The sequence below is a fragment of the Celerinatantimonas yamalensis genome (assembly GCF_046054155.1).
In the GTDB taxonomy this organism is placed as follows: Bacteria; Pseudomonadota; Gammaproteobacteria; order Enterobacterales; family Celerinatantimonadaceae; genus Celerinatantimonas; species Celerinatantimonas yamalensis.
Genome location: NZ_JBEQCT010000002.1, coordinates 249707 through 269463 on the forward strand (window position 1 = coordinate 249707; position 19757 = coordinate 269463).

Sequence of the window (19757 nt, forward strand, 5' to 3'; positions counted from 1 at the left end):
TTGCTCAATTTACCTGTCGATAAATCTTCGCTAGTTGGATCCAAGCTTTAGCGGCAGGTGAAAGCTCAACCTTTTTTTTCCATGCAAGCCCTATATCCCATTGGAGGTCATTCTCATCTAATCTATTGATAAAAATATCTTTATGGGCATATTGCTGAGCGAGAACATCAGGAAGAAATGCAATGCCTAATTTTGCAGCAACAAGATCGACAATGAAATCTATCTGCGCGCTCCTAGCAGAGATTTTAGGATAAAAACCTCGTTTTTCACAAGCATTGATGATGATGCGGTTAAGAGAAAAACCTTTTTCAAAAAGAATAAATGGCAGCCCTTTAAGTTGGCTTAAATTGATATTCTCATTGTTGATAAGCGGATTGGCTTTATCCAAAATGAGCCATAAAGGCTCACATCTCATGCCCAAAAAATCTAATTCATCGTTTTCACATCGTAAGGTAGCCGCAATTTCTATTTCTCCTTTTTTTAGTAAGTTCAAAAGTTCGCTGCCACCGCGTTCAATTAATTCTATTTCGATGTTGGGATACATGCTGCAAAAGCTGGTGAACATTGAGGCAAAAAGCGCACCACTGGCCACCGGAGGAAGACCAATTCTCAAGACGCCCCGAATCATACCTTTAAATTCATTAATTTCTGCCGATAAATTTTCCACCTCCAGCAGCAAGGTTATTGCTCTTTGGTAAACTATCTCGCCGATAAAGGTCAGCGTTATCCCCGATGTTTTTCTGTTTATAAGCACTACCTTTAATTCATCTTCCAGTGACTTAACCGCTTTACTCACTGCCGATTGAGAAAGATAGAGCAATGCGGCGGCTTGCGTAAATCCTTTATGCTGCACTACCGCCACAAATGCTTTTAAATTTTTGATATTCATCGCTATTCCAATTTGGAATTATAGTTATAAATATTATTCTCTTTTCTGACTCAATAAAAGTTTCTACTATTGATGCATCGGCAGAACATCTTAGGTTTCTGTTCCATTCGCATAAGCAATATAAGGGAAAATAAATGATAATTTCATCGGCAAATGATTATCGTGAGGCGGCGCGCCGTCGATTACCGCGATTTTTATTCGATTATATCGATGGTGGTGCTTATGCGGAGCATACCTTACAGAAAAACATGTCTGATTTGGCGAATATCAGCCTGCGACAGAGAGTTCTTAAAAATATGGATTCATTGAGTCTAGAAACTGAGCTTTTTGGTCAAAAACAAGCGATGCCAATTATTCTAAGCCCAGTAGGCTTAACCGGAATGTACGCTCGTAGGGGCGAAGTGCAAGCAGCCAAAGCTGCAGCCAATAAGCATATTCCTTTATGTCTTTCTACAGTTTCAGTTTGTTCTATTGAAGAGGTTGCTTCACAAAGTTCGCAGCCTATTTGGTTCCAACTCTATGTTTTGAAAGACCGGGCGTTTATGAAAAATGTGCTAGAGAGGGCTCAGGCAGCGGGCGTTAAAAACTTAGTGTTTACGGTTGATATGCCAACGCCAGGAGCACGCTATCGAGATGCGCATTCTGGCATGTCAGGCCCATTCGCCGCTTCACGTCGTTATTTACAGGCTATAACGAAACCTCGCTGGGCATTTAATGTCGGTCTCTTCGGCCGCCCACACGATCTCGGTAATGTTTCTAAATACCTTGGTAAAGCAACCTCTCTAGAGGACTATGTCGGATGGTTAGGCGACAATTTCGATCCCTCGATTAGTTGGAAAGATTTGGAGTGGATCCGCGAATTTTGGCAAGGAAATATGATCATCAAAGGGATACTTGACCCTGAAGATGCCAAAGACGCTGTTACTTTTGGTGCCGACGGCATCATCGTTTCTAACCACGGTGGACGTCAACTCGACGGTGTGCCATCAACTGCGCTGGCTTTACCCTCGATTGTCGATGCCGTTGGGGATGACCTTACCGTACTAGTTGATTCAGGTATCCGCTCCGGCCTTGATGTCGTGCGAATGCTCGCTCTGGGTGCCAAAAGCGTGTTGTTAGGACGGTCAGCCGTTTATGCGTTGGCTGCACAAGGACAGAGTGGTGTAGAAAATATGCTCGATATATTCTCAAAAGAAATGCGCGTTGCCATGACATTGACGGGTATGAAATCAATTCAACAAATAGATCGATCTATTTTAGTTAACAATGGATTAGCTAACTAACTCAACGTGAAAAAACACCCAATGGTCAGTCACTGCCAGCGACAGTGCGACCTTTGGCTGTGGCCTCATCCATGCTTCGCACACTAACAAAGCAGTGTCTTGTATAGGCGATCACTGGCTATTTCCCCGATAGAACTTAAAACGGCTGCTAGGCTAACATTCCACTCAGTTCCAATATTTGATGGCATCATAAAATGCGGGGATAGCGATGCGTCTTTACTATTGGAAAAAGAGAAATCAGACACGCAAAGGGATAAACATCGGCTTTAAGGAGAATCCAAAATCACCATAGCGCCAAATGTTGTCAGCATCAACCCGATCCCTGACGATACAAGTAATGAGGTAATTGAGAAAAGCGTGAACTTTCCACCTTGCCTAGGGCAATGCGAAATGTAATTTAATATTTAGCGAGCAGGTGCAAAACAGGTTGATACGTTTCGGTTTTAAATGAATAACAAAGAAAAGAAGTGGCGCTTGATGGGAGATTCATTAGGCCGTGTTTAGCTGAGATTTTCACTCTGAAGCATCAATGTTCCCTAGTTACAAAAAGCAAATCAAGCATACCTTGGGAAGGTACTTCACGCTAACATATTGAATTGGTATTACTCAATAGGTTACAAAGAAACAAAAGCCCGCTATAAAAGCGGGCTTTTTGAATTTGGCTCCTCCTGCTGGGCTCGAACCAGCGACCTGCGGATTAACAGTCCGTCGCTCTACCAACTGAGCTAAGGAGGAATTATTTTGGTGCCCAGAGGCGGAATCGAACCACCGACACGAGGATTTTCAATCCTCTGCTCTACCGACTGAGCTATCTGGGCAACGGCGGCTATTAAACGTTTTCAGGACAATGAAATCAAGTAATTTTTTTCAAAAAATGTTTAACAGCACATTTTGCCAGCAAAACGGTGTTTTTATCATCTAAAATAGTCAAATTTTCCTGATGGCAATACATCTAGTTTACAGTGGATATTGCGGTTTAAACCATACCTACGGCCGTTTATTTATTTTTACGTTTAACCCATAGTCTCACGTAACCCGGCAGCAGCGCAGCGGATGCCGGGAATAGTCCATATTAAACCTGTTGATTTAAACCATTAACGCTTAGAAAAGGCGCTCACTCATCCAAATTTCTTCCACATTAACTATATTAGAGAGGTCGAAACCTGCCATATCATTTTTAAAATCAGTACATTGCATATATTCTTTATCTAATGTTTTAGGATCGCTGCCTGATGGATAACTCACGATTGCCATCACCTTATTTGCATTCTCATCAGCCCCTAGATACACGTCGTTTACTGCAATGCCAAACTTTGGCAGGCTGGCCAAGTGCTTCATCCAATAATGCTGAAAATACTCTAAGGCAGCGCTTTTATTTTTAAGTGTATATATTCTTAATTGCTTCATAACATTCCTTAATGCTATTGGGATGGTTTACTGAGCATTAACAAGTTGACCATTTAAGCCAACAAAGTTGACACTAAGTCGTGATGATCAATGCAATAACCTTTCGGTCAGTTCTGCCAAAAATAAAGGCGCCAACTGCCTGTCATTACTGACCCATTTCGGAACAATGGTGGAAAGAGAAATGGCGAAGATAAGCAGCGCAAACATAATATGCGGATATTCCCCTTACCACATTATGCACTATAGCCTAGTTGATCATAGGCATACAACTGTCTCGAAATAGCTTTACGAGAAGTTCCAGCAGATGACTCAGGCTCTCTTATCCTCTGATAGCCTGATTGAGCAACAACTTAGGAAATTCAGACGGGGGTTCAGTGCCGCTCACAATCAGATGATGAATAAAACCACTCAACTTGAGAAAGATGCGCTTATGTAGACCTGAGGTTAAAACAGCTGCTTTCCCAGATCGATTGCATGACATCCGGGCTACAGTGAATATTGAAGTTTAAATGAAGGAACCAATCCTTATGCATCTCATCGACGCTAGCTTTTGAGTCGAAACGATCATACATATATAGACTTATGGTGGGAAATAATGACAAATAGCTTAAAAAAACAAAAGCCCGCCATAAAAGCGGGCTTTTTGAATTTGGCTCCTCCTGCTGGGCTCGAACCAGCGACCTGCGGATTAACAGTCCGTCGCTCTACCAACTGAGCTAAGGAGGAATTATTTTGGTGCCCAGAGGCGGAATCGAACCACCGACACGAGGATTTTCAATCCTCTGCTCTACCGACTGAGCTATCTGGGCAACGGGGCGTAATTAGACGTGTTTTGAGCTTTGAAGTCAACCCTATTTTAGGTAATTTTTTTTAATTGGATATATTTCAAACAATCTGTTGATTTATTAAGCCATTCCCTGTATTTAGTTGCTCTATTGAACTCAAGCTATGATTAATCACGCACCTTTGAGTATCAACCCACTCGCCTGCTAGAGTATCAAACCGTTTAAATAGCATCAAAAAATCTGTGTTTATTAGGTTGATACTACTCATTTATCAGCGGGTGTTATAACATAACGGTTTATTTAACGAACAATGGTAGATTTATGCAACGACCATTTGCTCATTTAGTCCAAAGTGCAGAATACTATTGTAGCCAAAATCAACAACGAATGACGCCTAATCGACGTCATGTTCTGGCTATTTTAGCCGCTCATCAAGCACCTATGAGCGCATATGAAATTCTCGAAGCCATGCGACCTAAACAAGCATCGATCAAACCACCTACTGTCTATCGTGCATTAAAGTTTTTACTAGATGCTGGGATCATTCATAATATTGAGTCTACTAATCAATATCTCATTTGTAATCATCTGGAGCATCCACACCAGCCTCAACTTCTTGTCTGTCAAATTTGTGGGCATGTTGAAGAGCTGCCATTAACAGAACATATGCAGCAACAGCTCAATGAAAGTGCTCAAGTGAATGGTTTTCATCTTATTCACCACGCTATTGAACTACATGGTATTTGTCATAACTGTCAAAAGAGAGCCCCATGAGCACGATAGTGCACCTTATCACCGGTGTATTAGGGAGTGGCAAAACCACGCTGTTGAAACACTTACTTAATCAAAAACCAACCGATGAACGATGGGCATTTTTGATTAATGAATTGGGTCAGTTAGGTATCGATCAATGGCTACTAGACAATCACACCAGTGAGACACTCTTCAAGCAAGTGTCCGGAGGCTGTTTATGTTGTACTCAAGGGGGTGAGTTTGAGCTGGCCTTAGCGCAGTTGATGAGTTTTAAGCCACAACGATTATTTATTGAGACCACTGGCGCAGGTCATCCTGGTGAGATATTAGCAAAGCTAAAACGTCGGCAGTCACTTACACTCGGTGGCGTAATCACGCTTATTGATGCCAGTCAATGCCTTGATCCAAGCTACCAAGCTCATGAAATTTGGCAACAAATGCTGGCTGTCGCCGACCTCATCGTTTTGAATAAACAGGATTTAGCAGATGAAACAACATGCAAACAGGCACACCAGTGGCTTGTGCGACATTATCCACATTGTAAGATATTTTTAGTTGAATATGGACAAATCCCCCTCCACTATCTGACAATATGTCATTCAGTAAAAGCTGAACCGAAAATAAACGCCATTCTCGGTGAAAAACGCGTTGAAACTCACCATTCCCATTTTGTCAGTTGCAGTTGGGCCTATGATGCGTCAATTCTGTTTGACGTCGGAACATTAATGCAATTGTTAGCTAAATACCCACTGCGGCGCATAAAAGCGTATGTGCAGACACCCCATGGATGGCAAATGATCCATGGTATTAATGGGCAGTTACAATGCCAGAGTGTGCAACAGATGAGTGAATCACGTATCGAGTTGATCCACAGCCACGCATTAGACTGGTCACATATAGAGTGTGCACTAGATAAAATAAAAATCGGATAAGATGTTATATGTCCCTAAAGAAGTTTAACGTAATCGCCATCTGGCAAAAATGTCCTAAATTACATCGCCGCATACTGTTAATCTTGTTAGCTATACTTGCTATCATGGTATGTTGGTCACCGTCATCGAGTCTCTCTGGCAATGTGACGATACCTACACAGCAACAGCGCCCCACTGAAAGTGATGACTTTTCCTCAGATAGTGCTGAAGTACCGAGCAATAATGAGATTCAGCCCCCCAGTAGCGAATATACAATCGTCACAGGCGATACTTTAAGTGAGATTTTCACTCGGTTGGGGCTTTCACTGCAACAGATGCAAAACATCATTGAGAATGACCAAACACAAGCATTAGATACGCTTAATCCTGGCGATAAATTACGTTTTTGGCTCAATGTTAAAAATCAATTAACGCGTTTCCAAGTCTATTTTAATCCAGGTTACTTTGTTGATTTTAATCTCCTTGAAGATGGTAGTTATGAGTCAAAGGTGGTTCGTTTAGAAGGGATATGGAAACAACGCGTTGTGCGCGGCACGATCCAAGGAAGCCTGTATCTATCGGCACGTAAATTAGGATTAACACCTGCCCAGATCGAACAAATCGGTCAGATGTTTAAAGATAAAATTAACTTTCGTCGAGAATTGCGCGCAGGTGACCCTTTCACCGTAGTGATTGAATATCAATACGTCAAAGAGCAACCGACCGGAGAAAACAACTTATTAGCAGTACAGATCATCAACCGTCATCGCAGTTACAATGCTTTCTTATTTGATAACGGGAAATACTATGATGAAGATGGTCAAAGTTTAACACGGGCATTTTTGCGCTATCCAACCAAACACCATTTTCGGATTAGTTCGCCCTTTAATTTGCACCGCCTCCATCCTGTAACTGGGCGACTTGCACCTCACTACGGCACCGATTTTGCCTGCCCGACTGGGACTCCAGTGATGGCCACAGGCGATGGTGTGGTGACTCGAGTGATCCATCACCCTTATGCCGGGCTGTACATTGATATTCGCCATGGCAGCACTTATATCACCCGCTATTTACATCTGAGTAAATCTTATGTGAAACGTGGTCAACCGGTCAAACGCGGGCAAGTTATTGCACTTTCAGGAGCAACAGGACGCGTTACCGGGCCACATTTACACTATGAGTTTCGAATTAATAATCGACCGGTTAACCCGATGAGTGCAAAAATTCCAATGGCAGCGGCTGTATCCAAAAAAGATATGCCTCAGTTTAAACACAATGTGCAAAAACTATTGGCGCTGATGAAAGCGCCGAATAAATAGTAGCGGTGGGCCTGAGCGCTATGCGCGTGGCCCATCCATTTATCCACGATTGAGCGTTCCAATTAATGCACCGGCGGCTCACTTAACATCTTTGATAGTGTCGCCATTAATGGTTTATAACGAAGTTGCCCCAGGTATTCATTTTGCTGATTAATCACCGCTAAATCGCGCTGGCGGGCAGCGCCTTGAGCAATTACGTCACTTAAAGGTTGATCCGCTTGAATGGTCGGTAAGTGGTCTATAAATTGTTTTAATGGCTTATCCATTTGCTGAATAGCTCGGTTGACTTGATACAACGATAATCCACCAACAAGCTGTTTACCATCCAGCAAATAGGCGTAGCTACTTTGAACTTTTTGCATCGCATCTAACGCCACATCGGCCTTCAGCCGATAATCCAATTGCAACACTGGTCGCTGCGCTAATTGTCCCGCACAAACCATTTGCAGCGAGTTTTCTGCACTCTCCGCAGATAACAAGCGCTCGCTTGACCATAAGCCAGCGCTTGACAGATCATCATAAAAGCCATTGGCGACACACTCACCTTGCACAAAAGCTAACACATAATCAGCATATTGACTCATCATGGCTATCTCTGTGGCATGCACAATCACAATCGAATGACGGCTCTGACATAGCGCCTTGAAGCGCAACGACCAGCGTTCTCGAAGTGAAGCGGGTAACTCACTAAATAGTGACTCAACCAGCAATAGCTCGGGCTTACACAAGAGTGCTCGCCACAACAACAATTGCACATGTTGCATGTGGTTAAGTTGTTCAGGGCAACAGTTGAGTAACTCCGTCAAATCATCTTCCGCTAATGCGGCATGGATCTGTTTGTAGGCTCTGAGCGGCGCCACGCCATGGATCTGTAATGCCAACACTAAATTATCAACAACGCTGAGACACTCAATTAGAGGTAATCGCCAAGCCACCAGCATCACGCCTTTACGACGCCATTGGGTTAATGCCTTCGCGGCATGTGGAATAGGCTCGCCGTTATAGCGCACTTTACCTTGGTTAGGTGAGTGCTCCCCGAACAACATAGCGATAAAGTCTTCACAACCTTCACCAATATCACCACATAAAGCGACAAACTGCCCTGTGCAAAGATTTAAATTGAGAGGTTTACTCACATCATTTAACGCCACTGCACTTAATTGTATTTGGCTCATGATGGCATCCTCGGCGCACTATCTAACGACCATAAAAAACCATGAAGTAGCAGTAAGGTCACTACAGCGCCAATCAATTGTTGCTGCTGATGCCCCAAGAGCGCTTGCAGTATATGCTGACCGAGTCCAGGTAGCCCAATAGTAGCCATTAAGACACTATAAAATAAGGTCACCTGAACGCTATTACAGCGCCATCGAACGAGTCGCGCAGACAGCCATCGTGCAGCGACCCACTTCATTTGTTGATGAACATTAGCGCCTAACATGGCCGCTTGAGCCAATGGTTTATCTGGAATTTGGGCAAAAAGCGATAATCGTGACAGTAAAAAGTGCGGGATCAATGCGCACCAAAGTACCACCACAGCTATTTCCCAACTGGGTTTAACCGCTACCAATGCCAATAACCATACATAGATAGGCCACCAACGCACATCCACCCGACTTAGTTTGAGACATTTAGGAAATAAAATAAGATAACGCGCCATCAACCAAGATATCCCCCAACTACTCAGCCACAACAGCAACCACCAGCCAAACTGCTCTATAAACAACGGCCAAACACCGAGTACATAAGCAACGCCCGGAAAACCAATGGCACCACTGAGAGACCACCACCGATGTCGCAGCAGATTCATGGCAACGGCAATAGCAATAATGCTCCAAAAAGGGATACTCCCTAGCCATTGCGACAGTTTATCAACCCCTGTTATGGGTGTATTAATAACCAGCCAAGGCGCTGAACTAAACCAAGTCCATAGTGACCATTGCGCCATGTTTGTCCCTCTTTTATCTCAAATGGTTGTTTATTTCGGTCACATTCACTAATGTCAGACGATGACCACTCCAACTAAAAAATCGTGCTAACTGCACTGTTTCAATCACCCACGTTTGACGATTATCACCTGGATGACATTGCAGCGCCTTCGCACTTTGCCACAAGGCTTGATCAATCCATAGCTCAACCTGTCGATCACGGTCAAAAGCCAATGCCAACGGAGAGACACACCCTGGCGTTAAATTCAAATACAGAGCCAAACGCCGCGATGAAGCAAGCCCCAACCGAGTTGTTTGTTGGGCCGTTGCTAAGGCTTTCAGATCAACTTGGCAAGACGCTGGGACAACCAACAAAAAATGTCGTTTACCCGCATTATCTTGTAAAAATAAATTTTTTACGCGAGTTCCTTGTCGAACTAATCCCAATTCATCGGCACGCCGACAATCACCTAGGGGCGGATGATCATAGCTCACATAGCCAATATCCAAACGAGCTAACACATGCGCAATTGTTTGCCTTACTTGATAAAGTCTATCACCTTGATTCATAAGTTAAGAATAACACGCGCCGGCAATTTTGCAGTGCCTTTCACGACATCTTTTCGTATCGGTTAAGTCGCTGGTTTGAGGGACAAAGAAATCAATTCAGTCGTTTTAATTTTAAGCAAATAACTCAATTCACTCCTCGCTTGACTCGCGATGACATAGCTTTTGCGTTAGTCACTTGGAGATGTCAAACCGAGACCGATTAGGATATCGACCACTATTATCTGGTTGTCTTCCCCTATATGCCCGCAACTTTTATATTGGCGATTTATTATCTAGCCCAGAGGTTATATAATCCGCGCTCTTTTCCCACCACTGAGCACGCTTGCTATGAAACCCGCTCTCTATCTGCACCCTAAACGAGAAAAATCACTCTTTCGTCGTCATCCATGGATCTTCTCTCAAGCGATTGAGCGCATCGATGGCACACCATCTCGCGGTGAAACCGTTTCAATCTATTCTGCAGCAGGGCAATGGCTCGCCTACGCGGGATACTCGCCCGATTCACAAATTCGCGCCCGAGTCTGGAGTTTTGATAAACGCACACCCATTGATGCTGACTTTTTCGCCCAACAGCTCAAACAAGCCGCACTTAGCCGCGCGTTACTGGGACAATTTGCTCAGACGAATGCGTATCGACTCGTCGCGGGGGAAAATGATGGCCTGCCAGGGATCACCATTGATCGCTATGCCGATGTTTTAGTGGTACAGCTTCTCAGTGCAGCCAGTGAGTATTGTCGCCAACTCCTTATTGATGCATTGATTGCTCAGTTTCCCGAATGTTGTATTTATGAGCGTTCTGATGTGGATGTGCGTAAAAAAGAAGGATTAGAGCCGACCAGCGGTTTACTGCACGGTGAATTGCCCACGCAACCGATGATCATCGAAGAAAATGGTCTGAAATTATGGGTCAATATCGAAACCGGTCATAAAACAGGCTATTACTTAGACCAACGTAACAATCGCCGACTCATAGGTCAACTCGCAGCCGGTAAGCGTGTTTTGAATTGCTTTAGCTATACAGGCGGTTTTGGTACTTATGCCTTGGCAGCTGGCGCCGACTCGGTCACTAATTTAGATGTTTCTCGCGATGCCCTCCATATTGCTGGCGCCAATGTAGAACTGAATGCCTTAGATGCGAGTCGGATTACCCATGAGCGTCAAGATGTTTTTCAAGCGCTCCGTGACTATCAAGGGCAAAAGGAGTTTGATCTGATCGTGCTTGATCCGCCCAAGTTTGTTGACAGTAAAGCGCATTTAAAACGAGCTAGTCGGGGTTATCAGGACATCAATCGATTAGCGATGGGATTATTACCCGAGGGGGGGTTATTGGCCACATTTTCCTGTTCGGGACTGATGCCAAAAGAGCTCTTTCAGAAAATTGTTGCTGATGCAGCGCTTGATGCAGGTCGTAAGGTGGTCTTTTTACAGTCATTGCAGCAAGCTGAGGATCATCCTGTTGCAGGGCCTTATCCTGAAGGGTTCTACCTTAAAGGTTTTTTATGCCAAATCTTTTAAACCAATAGAGTGGTGAAAAAATGGCGATTGGCTCAAGGTTAATCGTCATTGGTTACATGAGACACAGTCGGTTTGGCCACGAAGTCCATCATCAATAACCCAGACATAAGCGCTTTCACAATCGCTTGCTGCCGATTGGACGATTGCGTCTTGCTGAGCGTATTGTTGAGATGATAGTTGACGGTGCTTTCAGCCAGTTTAAGGATCTGGGCGATCTCCCAGGTAGTTTTGCCTTGACTGGCCCAGCTCAAGCATTCTCGTTCACGGGGGCTGAGGCCATAATCCATTTGGGATTGACGCCAAAAGCGGTTTACCGCTTCATGCAGATAGGGCACAAATAACTGTGATTGCAACTGCAGATTAAGTTTTTCTGCCGGCTCAATAAGGCGTTTCATAGAGAGGCTTAGAATGCCAAATTCGCCTAATATGCCACGAACAGCTACAGAAATTCCATCGATGATCCCAAATTTAGCGATCTCTTGAAAAAACTGCTCGCTTAAGCTATTGGTTGGCTGCTGCTGTTTGAGTTCATGCCAAAAAATCGGACGACAATAATCCCGGCAAAGCCTAAAAATAGGATCATAAGAACAGTTGTATAGATAATTTTCTAGCCACTGTTTCGGATAATTACTATCCAAAAAAAGCTGCAATTGAGTCGTTTCGGCTGGTCTAAACAATCGAAAGAGATAAAAATCACATCCTAAATTCTGAGTAATTTGCTGACAAACAAGTGAAAACGCTTTAACTGTTGATACGTTGCGGACACGTTCTAACAATTCAACTTGAACTTGTAAATCGAGCATCAGCGTTTCCATACATGTTAGATTATACCCATGAAACTGGTTATCCGAACCACACCATACCTTTCAATTTTAGCCGTCTTGCCAATCTTGAATATGCGTTAACGGCAGCTCAGTATGTTCAATCACCGTCCGTAAAATAAAACTAGAGCGAACACCCGTCACGCCAGTGATACGTGTCAACTTACCTAACAGAAAATGTTGGAAATGTTCCATATCAGGCACTGTGACTTTCAACTGATAATCAGAGTCATTGCCAGTCACCAACATACACTCCATCACCTCTTCATATTTGCCCACTTCCTCTTCGAAATGTTGAAATCGCTCTGGTGTATGAAGATCCATCGAAATATGAATATACGCCGTCAAACTAAGATTTAATTTATTAGCATTGAGCAATGTGACATGACGACGAATAAATCCGGAGTCTTCTAACTGTTTCACGCGACGAGAACAAGGCGATGGGGATAAGCCAACCCGTTCTGCTAATTCCAAATTACTAATACGGCCATTTTGTTGCATCACCTCTAAAATTAACCGATCAGTCTTATCCAGCTTTATCATGACCATTTTATCCTTACCATCAAGAAGCTCTTGCCTCATTTTTGCTCGCCACATACTAATGAGCAATCACTGTAAACACAAACGCAATTTAGGTAAAACCAGTTGAGTTATTGGGAATGTTATCTGTAATTAACACATCAACTGTACAAACCCTATAGATAAAATATAATTTCAACATTTCATCTATAATTAGCAATAAAACTTATTATAAAGCTAAAAATTAGCAAAAACCAGCGCTCCAACCCGTCATTTTGTTCACAGCCAGTTGGTTAACATAACCCCAACACCTAATGTTTGAGTACTTTGATTATAATCGATGAGTGATTCGCCATAGCCATTAAAATATTGGACATAACCACGCAATTTACCCCATAACGGGAAACTAAACCCCAGCTGCAGAGCGCCTTTATTTTGTTGACGAAAATTATTGCGTAGCAGCATATCAACACTGTAGTCGTGCCAAACATGGACCCAGTTGAATTCGCCATAACCATAATATTTTTCAATATGCTGATTATCATCATTTTGCCGACTTTCAGGGAATCGATACCAAGGTTTGATGCTAAACACATCATGGGTTGATTCAAACACCAGTTCACCATACAACCGGTTCCAAGAACGAGAAGCCGGTCGAGAGCGGCCATTAGACTGATGATCCAACCCAATTCGCCAAAGAGATAGACGCCAAGCTGGTGAGGCAGACTCTGGCAGTTCAAACTGCATAAAGACCTCCGGCTCATAATTACTCTCACGAAACGGAGAAGATATTTCAGAGTTATAGGCCTGCCAAAAGGATTGTTGCGTATAGGCTGCCCACAAGCTGCTTCCTTTTCCAGCAAAATCAAAAGCGATTGGAAATTTAAAGCTTATTTGAAACTTCACTTCAGTTTCATTCAGCCGATTATTAGGATCCTCTGAATCAATATAATTGGCTTGATCAGGGTGCGGCGTATATTTGACAGGCAAGATATAATTGGGCCGATACGGCGTGATCACAAACGGCTCATTTTGCTGTTTTTTCTCACGCTCAAGGCGTTGCTGGACTAAGCCGCCCCCCTTTTGGGCCCGTTGTGTAATCGATGTTGGGCCTGAAGGTTCAATTGAAGGCTTCGCCGAGCTTATTGGTTTCGATGTTGTGCTATCTCCCGATTGGCTTTGTGGCTCGGTGGCTTCCACATGGATGGAAAACACCAATAAACCACAAATCAAATAGTGCCAATAACTCGACATTGATGTCCCTCTTCATGCTGATGTTATACCATGATAATTCGTTTATTATGGTTAGTATTATCCGTATGTCGAATCAATTACTATATATTTCTGATGGTTGTCCCATTGTAGGGCCGTTATCAATCGGCTTACCACAGGCAGATAATGTGTTGTATCTTGCCACTGAGATGCCAACATTACCCGCTGCGAATAGTCACTACGAGTGGATCACAGCATTTATCGACGAAAATGGTAATCATTGGCGCAAAATCTTGGTGATCTTAGCCAAACTCACCGCGCCAGATGACAACTGGAGAGACTACTTATACCAGCAGCTCCTTTACCAACAGCGGATCGTATTGAGCACACAACTTGTCCCTTCAGCAAAACGTCACCTGATCGCAGGCAAGTCAAATTGGGCACGTTTTAACTGGCATGATAACATCGGACTCCCCAATCGGGTATGGCATCAGAATCAACTACTATTACCCTACCCTGATTATCGTCAATTCCCTAACTGGCTCATCGCTCAAGTACGTACTGAACTTTATGGATGAACTCGAATATTGTTTTTTCATCCCTTCCTGCCACATTTTTTGGCATAATCTTCCCACATGCATAGCTAAATGAGGAGCCACTCGATGTATAGTGGAATTATCGACGGTCATTACCCAGTCTGTGAGATCAACAACCAACCGGGGTTATTGTCATTTGATGTATTGTTTCCTGAATCCTTGCTCGGTGGACTTCAACTGGGAGCGAGCGTTGCAATCGATGGTGTCTGTCAAACGGTAAGCCGAATACAAGGCCAACAGATAGGCTTTGATGCAATGCAAGAAACATTAGATAAAACAACGCTTGGTCAACTCAGCCTCGGAGAAACTGTTAATGTCGAGCGATCGTTACGTCATGGCGATGAAAACGGAGGACATGAGTTATCTGGACATATCGATGGGCAGTTAACCATTATAAATGTTGAACATCGGCCAAATAACCACATTATCACCTTAGAAGTACCGAGTACCTTTCGTCGTTACGTTTTTAACAAAGGCTTTTTAGCTGTGCATGGTGCCAGTTTAACCGTCAGTGATTGGGATATCGCAACGGGCCAGTTTAATATTTATCTTATTCCTGAAACGTTGCGATTGACAAATTTAGGCCAATTTAAGCAAGGAGACTCACTGAATTTTGAGGTCGAACGGCGAACCCAAGTGATTGTGGATACCGTTGAGCGATATTTAAGAGAACATCTCTATGCTTAATTTGCTGATGCGGGGAAGTCGATTCGCTTAGTCGTTCTGCGGAGATGGTAATTCCAATTCAATATTGGCTATCATCTGTTCTGGTACTGTGGTTGGCGCAAAACGGTGCACGCGTTGGCGATCGCGAGAAACTAAGAATTTAGTAAAATTCCATTTAATTCGCTGGGTTCCCATAACACCCGGTGCGGCTTCTTTTAACCATTCAAACAACGGATGAGCGTGAGCGCCATTCACTTCAGTTTTGCTAAACAAATCAAAACTAACCTGATAGGTCGTTGTACAAAACTGTTGAATTTGCGCATTACCAGCTGGCTCTTGACCCGCAAATTGGTTGCAGGGAAAGCCTAAAATGTGAAAGCCTTGCGTTTGATAGCGTTGATACAACGCCTCAAGTTGCTGATATTGACTGGTAAAACCACATTCACTGGCGGTGTTAACTATCACTAACACATCATCATCATAAGACGCTAACGAAAATGGTTGATGAGAGATCGTTTCCAAGATTAGCTCGGATGGAAATGTTTGCATGCTCGCTCCGCCTTTGTTGTATGTAGCAATCACTCATGGGCCATGGTAGAATTGTCACAGTTGTTACTCAATTTTGCCTATCTCAGCATCTATTTTTTAATCTCAAACTATACCACAAGAAAAGATCCATCTCTTCTGCGCTTTTTTAGTGATCTTACTTTTGTTTTAGCACACAATATAGTGATTACGATAATCTAATATCGTGAAAATTAAAAAATTTAGTATGTTAACAAATAATCGGTTAAGAATTATTCATTTCTGCCGATAGTATTGTTGAGAGACAAGGAGTAGTGGTTTTAGTCGACGTTTAGATAAGTTAAGACATTATATAATCAGCACGTTGGTATCATCATCAACGGTTAAAATGCATAATGTTTTGAACATCAAAAATTTATCAAGTCACTGTCAAAACCAAGCACAATAGGCTAGCATGAATCTTGCATCCTATTGGTAAGCATCATGGAAGGGTTAACATAGCTGTGACATCGATTCATGTGTGGGTGAGTCCATAGGCGTTCCCCCATTCCCATCCATGACAGGTCGATGAGATGTTTCACCAAAGCCCGACCAATAGAGGCATTGACATGAAAGTTGTTGATTTTTTAAAGAAAAAGAAAGAAACTTTAGCTCAGCATCAGTTTGATTTTATTGATCTAAAAGATCGCATTCCACCTGTATTATTGGATCATTGGGCCGAATTTATCAACCGAGCCAATAGTATTCAGATCATCAATTGGGCTAGAGAGCATCAACTTCTATCAGCGGATGAAAACGGCCAAAATAACCGTCAGGTCAAAACGGTTGAAACCACGCCTATTGTTTTGCCGCCACAAGCCCAAACATTACTGGCAAAGCTATCTGCTCAGCTTGGCGAAGAGATCCATGTAGGCGAGTGGTTTACAGTTGATCAAGAGCGAATCAATCAGTTTGCCAATGTGACTGAAGATCAACAATGGATCCATACTGATCCAGTACGGGCCCAGCAAGAATCGCCTTTTAAAAGTACCATTGCTCATGGTTTTTTAACCTTGTCTTTGCTACCCATGCTCACCGATAGTATCGATGCATCACAATCGCCCTATCCAGGAGTGCGAATGACCGTTAATTACGGTTTAAACGAAGTTCGTTTTTTATATCCAGTCAAAGCTGGAAGTCGCGTACGAGCGAGCACCAAACTTAGATCGGTAATCCCCATCAAACGCGGATTAGAAGTGGTCAAAGAGATCCGAGTGCAAATTGAAGGCACTCGTCGCCCAGCTTGCATTGCACAAACAGTGATTCGTCTATATTTTTAAGTAACTTTGAGTTCTATTTATCAGCTAGGAAACAAAGCGCTCTTTTGAGCGCTCACAGTATCTAGACGATTACCAGCCTCGAATAAAAAATCACATAACACTCATTTTGGTCGTTCCCGTGGCGGTTATCCATGGTCAATACCCAGCCATGGTGGCAACTGCGATAATTGCTGAATTTGATAGGTCATCGGCTCAGAGCTTGCCTGTGATTTCGGGTTAAACCAGACTTGATCGATGCCGACCCCCCGAGCCCCAGCTATATCGGCTTCTAAGCTGTCCCCTACCATTAAACATTCAGAGGCGGTTGCGCCGACAACCACCATCGCATGCTCAAAAATATCAGGATTTGGTTTATGCATTCCCAACTCATCTGAGATAAAAACCCGATCGAAATAGCTATTAAGATTTGCTGAACGCAGCTTATTATACTGAGTTTCACTAAAACCGTTGGTGATCAAATGTAACTGAAAGTGCCCATGGAGCTGAGCCAAACATTGATGGCACCCAGGAAAGACACCTGACATCTGAGAGCAATGTTCGAGAAACCACTCGTCAAATTGTTGACTACTGAGCGAAAATTGAGCCGGATCAACCCCTAGAGCGGTAAAAGTTTGATCAAATCGCTTTGCTCGCAGCTGATGTTTGTCAATCTCACCTTGATTAAAGCGTATCCAAAGCTGCTGATTCACTGCTTCATACACATCAATAAACCGTTGTTCAGAAAATTGACTCATCGACAAAAATTGTTGATAGAGCTGCCGTAGTACATGCCGAGCATTATTTTCAAAGTCCCAAAGAGTATGGTCTAAATCAAAAAAGATGTGTCGATAACTTATCATTGAGGTTCTCGTATTAGTTGGATCTGTAGATCAACGCAGGCATATAACGACTTTTCATCAGCCATAAAACTCGGTAGGCTACGCAAACCAAATATATTGACTAACAGCACCCAGGCAGCCTCTGCGGGCATCACACCTTGGCGTAAAAGTCCTTGCGTTTGTGCTAATTGCAATTGCTGTTCAATGCGCACTAGCAGCTGCTGCCATGGCTCGGATAGGGTCTCTCGAATATCTTCATCGACTGCACTAAAATCAGCCACTGTACGACTTAACAAACAATGCGACTGACTCAAACACAACTTTGCCACTAATTGGCGCAAATATTGGTGGATCCCTTCTAATGGATCACCGCTTTCAAAGCATACTTGGCTCTGTTGCCAGCGGCTTTCAATAAATTGAGTCAAAGCAGCCAATAGAACGCCACGTTTATTTTTAAAAGCACAATATAAACTTCCAGGATGCAATCCCGTTGCCAACTTAAGGTCTTGCATCGTAGTATTGGCATATCCTTTTTGACAAAACACATCCATCGCGGCTTCTAGTACTTGCTGACGATCAAATTCTGCAGTTCTCATAATCCATATTCAGTTAGGTTAGCCGTCAAAGTGTAACGAATCGTAAGACAAATAACTATCCTCTCCAACCGACTTGCTCAGATGTCCAATATAACTTAATCTTGAACGATTATTCAAAATAATCGTTAGTACGCTCATTTTGGTATCGGTCTGGTTCAGCTGATAATACTTGGATAGTGAATCATGCTCGCTCGTTTTTCAGCTGTACCGATGAAAACAGATACAAATTGGTTTTTGCCATGGAGACACTATGTCACTCGATAAACTACTTAGTCATTATTCACTTAACGGCTCACTTACGCTTGCTAATCACGTTGTAATGGCACCACTAACACGCTGTTTTGCTGATGAACAACTCGTTCCAACTGCCGAAATGGTCGCCTACTACGCTCGCCGAGCTAACGTTGGACTGATCATTACCGAGGCCACTATCATCAGAAAAGATGGTCAAGGCTATCCGAATACCCCTGGAATCTTCAGCGATGCGCAAATCCAAGGCTGGCAGCATGTGACCCATGCCGTGCATCAACATCATGGCTTGATTTTCTCTCAGCTTTGGCATACAGGTCGAGTCGCTCATCCGGCTTTTTTTGACCCGCAAGGCCAAGTTGTTGCCCCATCAGCTATCGCTGCACATGGCAGCGTTCCAAGACGCCGCGAGTTGACTTATCAAACACCTCATGCGCTGAACGAAGATGAAATAGCCATATTAGTGAATGATTATGCTCAAGCGGCTAAAAATGCACGCCAAGCAGGGTTTGATGGTGTTGAAATTCACGCGGCTAATGGTTATTTGATTGATCAATTCCTGCACTATGATAGCAATCGCCGTGATGACAATTATGGGGGCGATGCGAAACGAATGGTTCGTTTTGCCTTAGAAGTCGTCGATGCAATTAGTACTGCGATAGGCGCTGACCGCGTTGGCATTCGACTATCTCCCCTAGGATATGTCAATAGTATTACCCCAGACAGCCGTGATCGGGACGTCTTTGACACCCTGCTGGAAGCACTCAATCACAGAGAACTTGCTTATGTTCATGCAGGCTTGTTTGATCATGCCACCAGCTCGGCTATCTTCGATGGGAATATTAGTCACTATCTACGTTCACATAGCCAGCATACTTATATTGCCGTAGGTGGTTTTACGCCAAGCTCTGCCGAACAAGGTCTAGTCGATGAGCACTTTGATTTGGTTGCGATAGGGCGACCATTAATTGCTAATCCCGATTATATTGATCGTTTACGTGCCGATGAAGCGCTCATCGATTATCATGAACAGATGCTCACTTCATTAGATTAACGCACTCACGCGCAATACTTTC

The 19757-nt window shown here is 43.4% G+C and carries 20 protein-coding genes and 4 tRNA genes; 9 read left to right on the plus strand and 15 right to left on the minus strand.

Annotation, left to right across the window (positions count from 1 at the left end; all coding sequences use genetic code 11):
• Nucleotides 1–4: 4 nt before the first annotated feature.
• Nucleotides 5–889: a LysR family transcriptional regulator gene (locus ABUE30_RS05650; RefSeq protein WP_408622740.1), complete on the minus strand. Its 885-nt coding sequence runs from the start codon at nucleotides 887–889 to the stop codon at nucleotides 5–7.
• A gap of 134 nt (nucleotides 890–1023) precedes the next feature.
• Here ABUE30_RS05650 and lldD point away from each other — a divergent pair, with 134 nt between their 5' ends.
• Entirely contained in the window at nucleotides 1024–2172 is a 1149-nt protein-coding gene (gene lldD, locus ABUE30_RS05655; RefSeq protein WP_408622741.1) for an FMN-dependent L-lactate dehydrogenase LldD, read from the plus strand.
• Between the two features lie 659 nt (nucleotides 2173–2831).
• Here the strand turns inward: lldD and ABUE30_RS05660 are convergent.
• The 5 genes from ABUE30_RS05660 to ABUE30_RS05680 form a co-directional block, all read right to left on the minus strand.
• Nucleotides 2832–2907 (minus strand) — tRNA-Asn (locus ABUE30_RS05660).
• A gap of 7 nt (nucleotides 2908–2914) precedes the next feature.
• Nucleotides 2915–2990, minus strand: a tRNA-Phe gene (locus ABUE30_RS05665).
• 283 nt (nucleotides 2991–3273) lie between these two features.
• Nucleotides 3274–3579 carry a hypothetical protein gene (locus ABUE30_RS05670; protein ID WP_408622742.1) on the minus strand — a complete coding sequence of 102 codons (306 nt, stop codon included), beginning with the start codon at nucleotides 3577–3579 and terminating at the stop codon, nucleotides 3274–3276.
• Nucleotides 3580–4229: 650 nt separating this feature from the next.
• Nucleotides 4230–4305, minus strand: a tRNA-Asn gene (locus tag ABUE30_RS05675).
• Between the two features lie 7 nt (nucleotides 4306–4312).
• Nucleotides 4313–4388 (minus strand) — tRNA-Phe (locus ABUE30_RS05680).
• 297 nt (nucleotides 4389–4685) lie between these two features.
• Here ABUE30_RS05680 and ABUE30_RS05685 point away from each other — a divergent pair.
• The 3 genes from ABUE30_RS05685 to ABUE30_RS05695 are packed head-to-tail and all read left to right on the plus strand — an operon-like array spanning nucleotide 4686 to nucleotide 7347.
• A complete protein-coding gene (locus ABUE30_RS05685; protein WP_408622744.1) occupies nucleotides 4686–5138 on the plus strand; it encodes a Fur family transcriptional regulator in 453 nt (150 codons plus the stop codon).
• Entirely contained in the window at nucleotides 5135–6049 is a 915-nt protein-coding gene (locus tag ABUE30_RS05690; RefSeq protein ID WP_408622745.1) for a CobW family GTP-binding protein, read from the plus strand. The genes ABUE30_RS05685 and ABUE30_RS05690 overlap by 4 nt, the downstream gene beginning before the upstream one ends.
• Before the next feature lie 8 nt (nucleotides 6050–6057).
• Complete coding sequence (locus tag ABUE30_RS05695; RefSeq protein ID WP_408622746.1) at nucleotides 6058–7347, plus strand: peptidoglycan DD-metalloendopeptidase family protein; 1290 nt, start codon at nucleotides 6058–6060, stop codon at nucleotides 7345–7347.
• A 62-nt stretch (nucleotides 7348–7409) separates the two neighbouring features.
• Here ABUE30_RS05695 and ABUE30_RS05700 read toward each other — a convergent pair whose 3' ends face one another.
• Genes ABUE30_RS05700 through ABUE30_RS05710 form a run of 3 tightly spaced genes read right to left on the minus strand, consistent with a single transcriptional unit; the run spans nucleotide 7410 to nucleotide 9845 of the window.
• Entirely contained in the window at nucleotides 7410–8522 is a 1113-nt protein-coding gene (locus tag ABUE30_RS05700; protein WP_408622747.1) for an ATP-binding cassette domain-containing protein, read from the minus strand.
• The gene (locus tag ABUE30_RS05705) at nucleotides 8519–9295 is read right to left on the minus strand and encodes a hypothetical protein (RefSeq protein WP_408622748.1); all 777 of its coding nucleotides are present in this window, start codon (nucleotides 9293–9295) and stop codon (nucleotides 8519–8521) included. Before ABUE30_RS05705 ends, ABUE30_RS05700 begins: the two co-directional genes overlap by 4 nt.
• A gap of 13 nt (nucleotides 9296–9308) precedes the next feature.
• On the minus strand, nucleotides 9309–9845 hold the full coding sequence (locus ABUE30_RS05710) for a YbaK/EbsC family protein (RefSeq protein WP_408622749.1): 537 nt from the start codon (nucleotides 9843–9845) through the stop codon (nucleotides 9309–9311).
• Nucleotides 9846–10172: 327 nt separating this feature from the next.
• Here ABUE30_RS05710 and ABUE30_RS05715 point away from each other — a divergent pair, with 327 nt between their 5' ends.
• Nucleotides 10173–11360: a class I SAM-dependent rRNA methyltransferase gene (locus ABUE30_RS05715; protein ID WP_408622750.1), complete on the plus strand. Its 1188-nt coding sequence runs from the start codon at nucleotides 10173–10175 to the stop codon at nucleotides 11358–11360.
• Between the two features lie 38 nt (nucleotides 11361–11398).
• On the opposite strand, the gene ABUE30_RS05720 is transcribed toward ABUE30_RS05715, so the two are convergent.
• From ABUE30_RS05720 to ABUE30_RS05730, 3 genes are all read right to left on the minus strand, one after another.
• Entirely contained in the window at nucleotides 11399–12163 is a 765-nt protein-coding gene (locus tag ABUE30_RS05720; RefSeq protein WP_408622751.1) for a helix-turn-helix transcriptional regulator, read from the minus strand.
• Between the two features lie 69 nt (nucleotides 12164–12232).
• Nucleotides 12233–12724, minus strand: a complete 492-nt coding sequence (locus ABUE30_RS05725; RefSeq protein ID WP_408622752.1) for an Lrp/AsnC family transcriptional regulator — start codon at nucleotides 12722–12724, stop codon at nucleotides 12233–12235.
• Nucleotides 12725–12979: 255 nt separating this feature from the next.
• Nucleotides 12980–13954, minus strand: coding sequence for a phospholipase A (locus ABUE30_RS05730; RefSeq protein ID WP_408622753.1), 975 nt, complete (start codon nucleotides 13952–13954; stop codon nucleotides 12980–12982).
• A 65-nt stretch (nucleotides 13955–14019) separates the two neighbouring features.
• Here ABUE30_RS05730 and ABUE30_RS05735 point away from each other — a divergent pair, with 65 nt between their 5' ends.
• Nucleotides 14020–14490, plus strand: coding sequence for a DUF6942 family protein (locus tag ABUE30_RS05735; protein WP_408622754.1), 471 nt, complete (start codon nucleotides 14020–14022; stop codon nucleotides 14488–14490).
• Between the two features lie 84 nt (nucleotides 14491–14574).
• Nucleotides 14575–15195 (plus strand): riboflavin synthase subunit alpha, encoded by a 621-nt coding sequence (locus tag ABUE30_RS05740; RefSeq protein WP_408622755.1) that lies wholly within the window; start codon nucleotides 14575–14577, stop codon nucleotides 15193–15195.
• 27 nt (nucleotides 15196–15222) lie between these two features.
• Here the strand turns inward: ABUE30_RS05740 and ABUE30_RS05745 are convergent, their stop codons facing one another.
• Complete coding sequence (locus tag ABUE30_RS05745) at nucleotides 15223–15723, minus strand: glutathione peroxidase (RefSeq protein WP_408622756.1); 501 nt, start codon at nucleotides 15721–15723, stop codon at nucleotides 15223–15225.
• Nucleotides 15724–16307: 584 nt separating this feature from the next.
• On the opposite strand from ABUE30_RS05745, the gene ABUE30_RS05750 reads away from it, so the two are divergent.
• Nucleotides 16308–17018, plus strand: a complete 711-nt coding sequence (locus ABUE30_RS05750) for a MaoC family dehydratase (protein ID WP_408622757.1) — start codon at nucleotides 16308–16310, stop codon at nucleotides 17016–17018.
• A 125-nt stretch (nucleotides 17019–17143) separates the two neighbouring features.
• Here the strand turns inward: ABUE30_RS05750 and ABUE30_RS05755 are convergent, their stop codons facing one another.
• Nucleotides 17144–17857 (minus strand): YjjG family noncanonical pyrimidine nucleotidase, encoded by a 714-nt coding sequence (locus ABUE30_RS05755; RefSeq protein ID WP_408622758.1) that lies wholly within the window; start codon nucleotides 17855–17857, stop codon nucleotides 17144–17146.
• Entirely contained in the window at nucleotides 17854–18432 is a 579-nt protein-coding gene (locus ABUE30_RS05760; protein WP_408622759.1) for a TetR/AcrR family transcriptional regulator, read from the minus strand. The genes ABUE30_RS05755 and ABUE30_RS05760 overlap by 4 nt, the downstream gene beginning before the upstream one ends.
• A 250-nt stretch (nucleotides 18433–18682) precedes the next feature.
• Between ABUE30_RS05760 and ABUE30_RS05765 the strand changes: the two genes are divergently transcribed.
• Entirely contained in the window at nucleotides 18683–19735 is a 1053-nt protein-coding gene (locus tag ABUE30_RS05765; protein ID WP_408622760.1) for an alkene reductase, read from the plus strand.
• The last annotated feature ends 22 nt before the right edge of the window (nucleotides 19736–19757 follow it).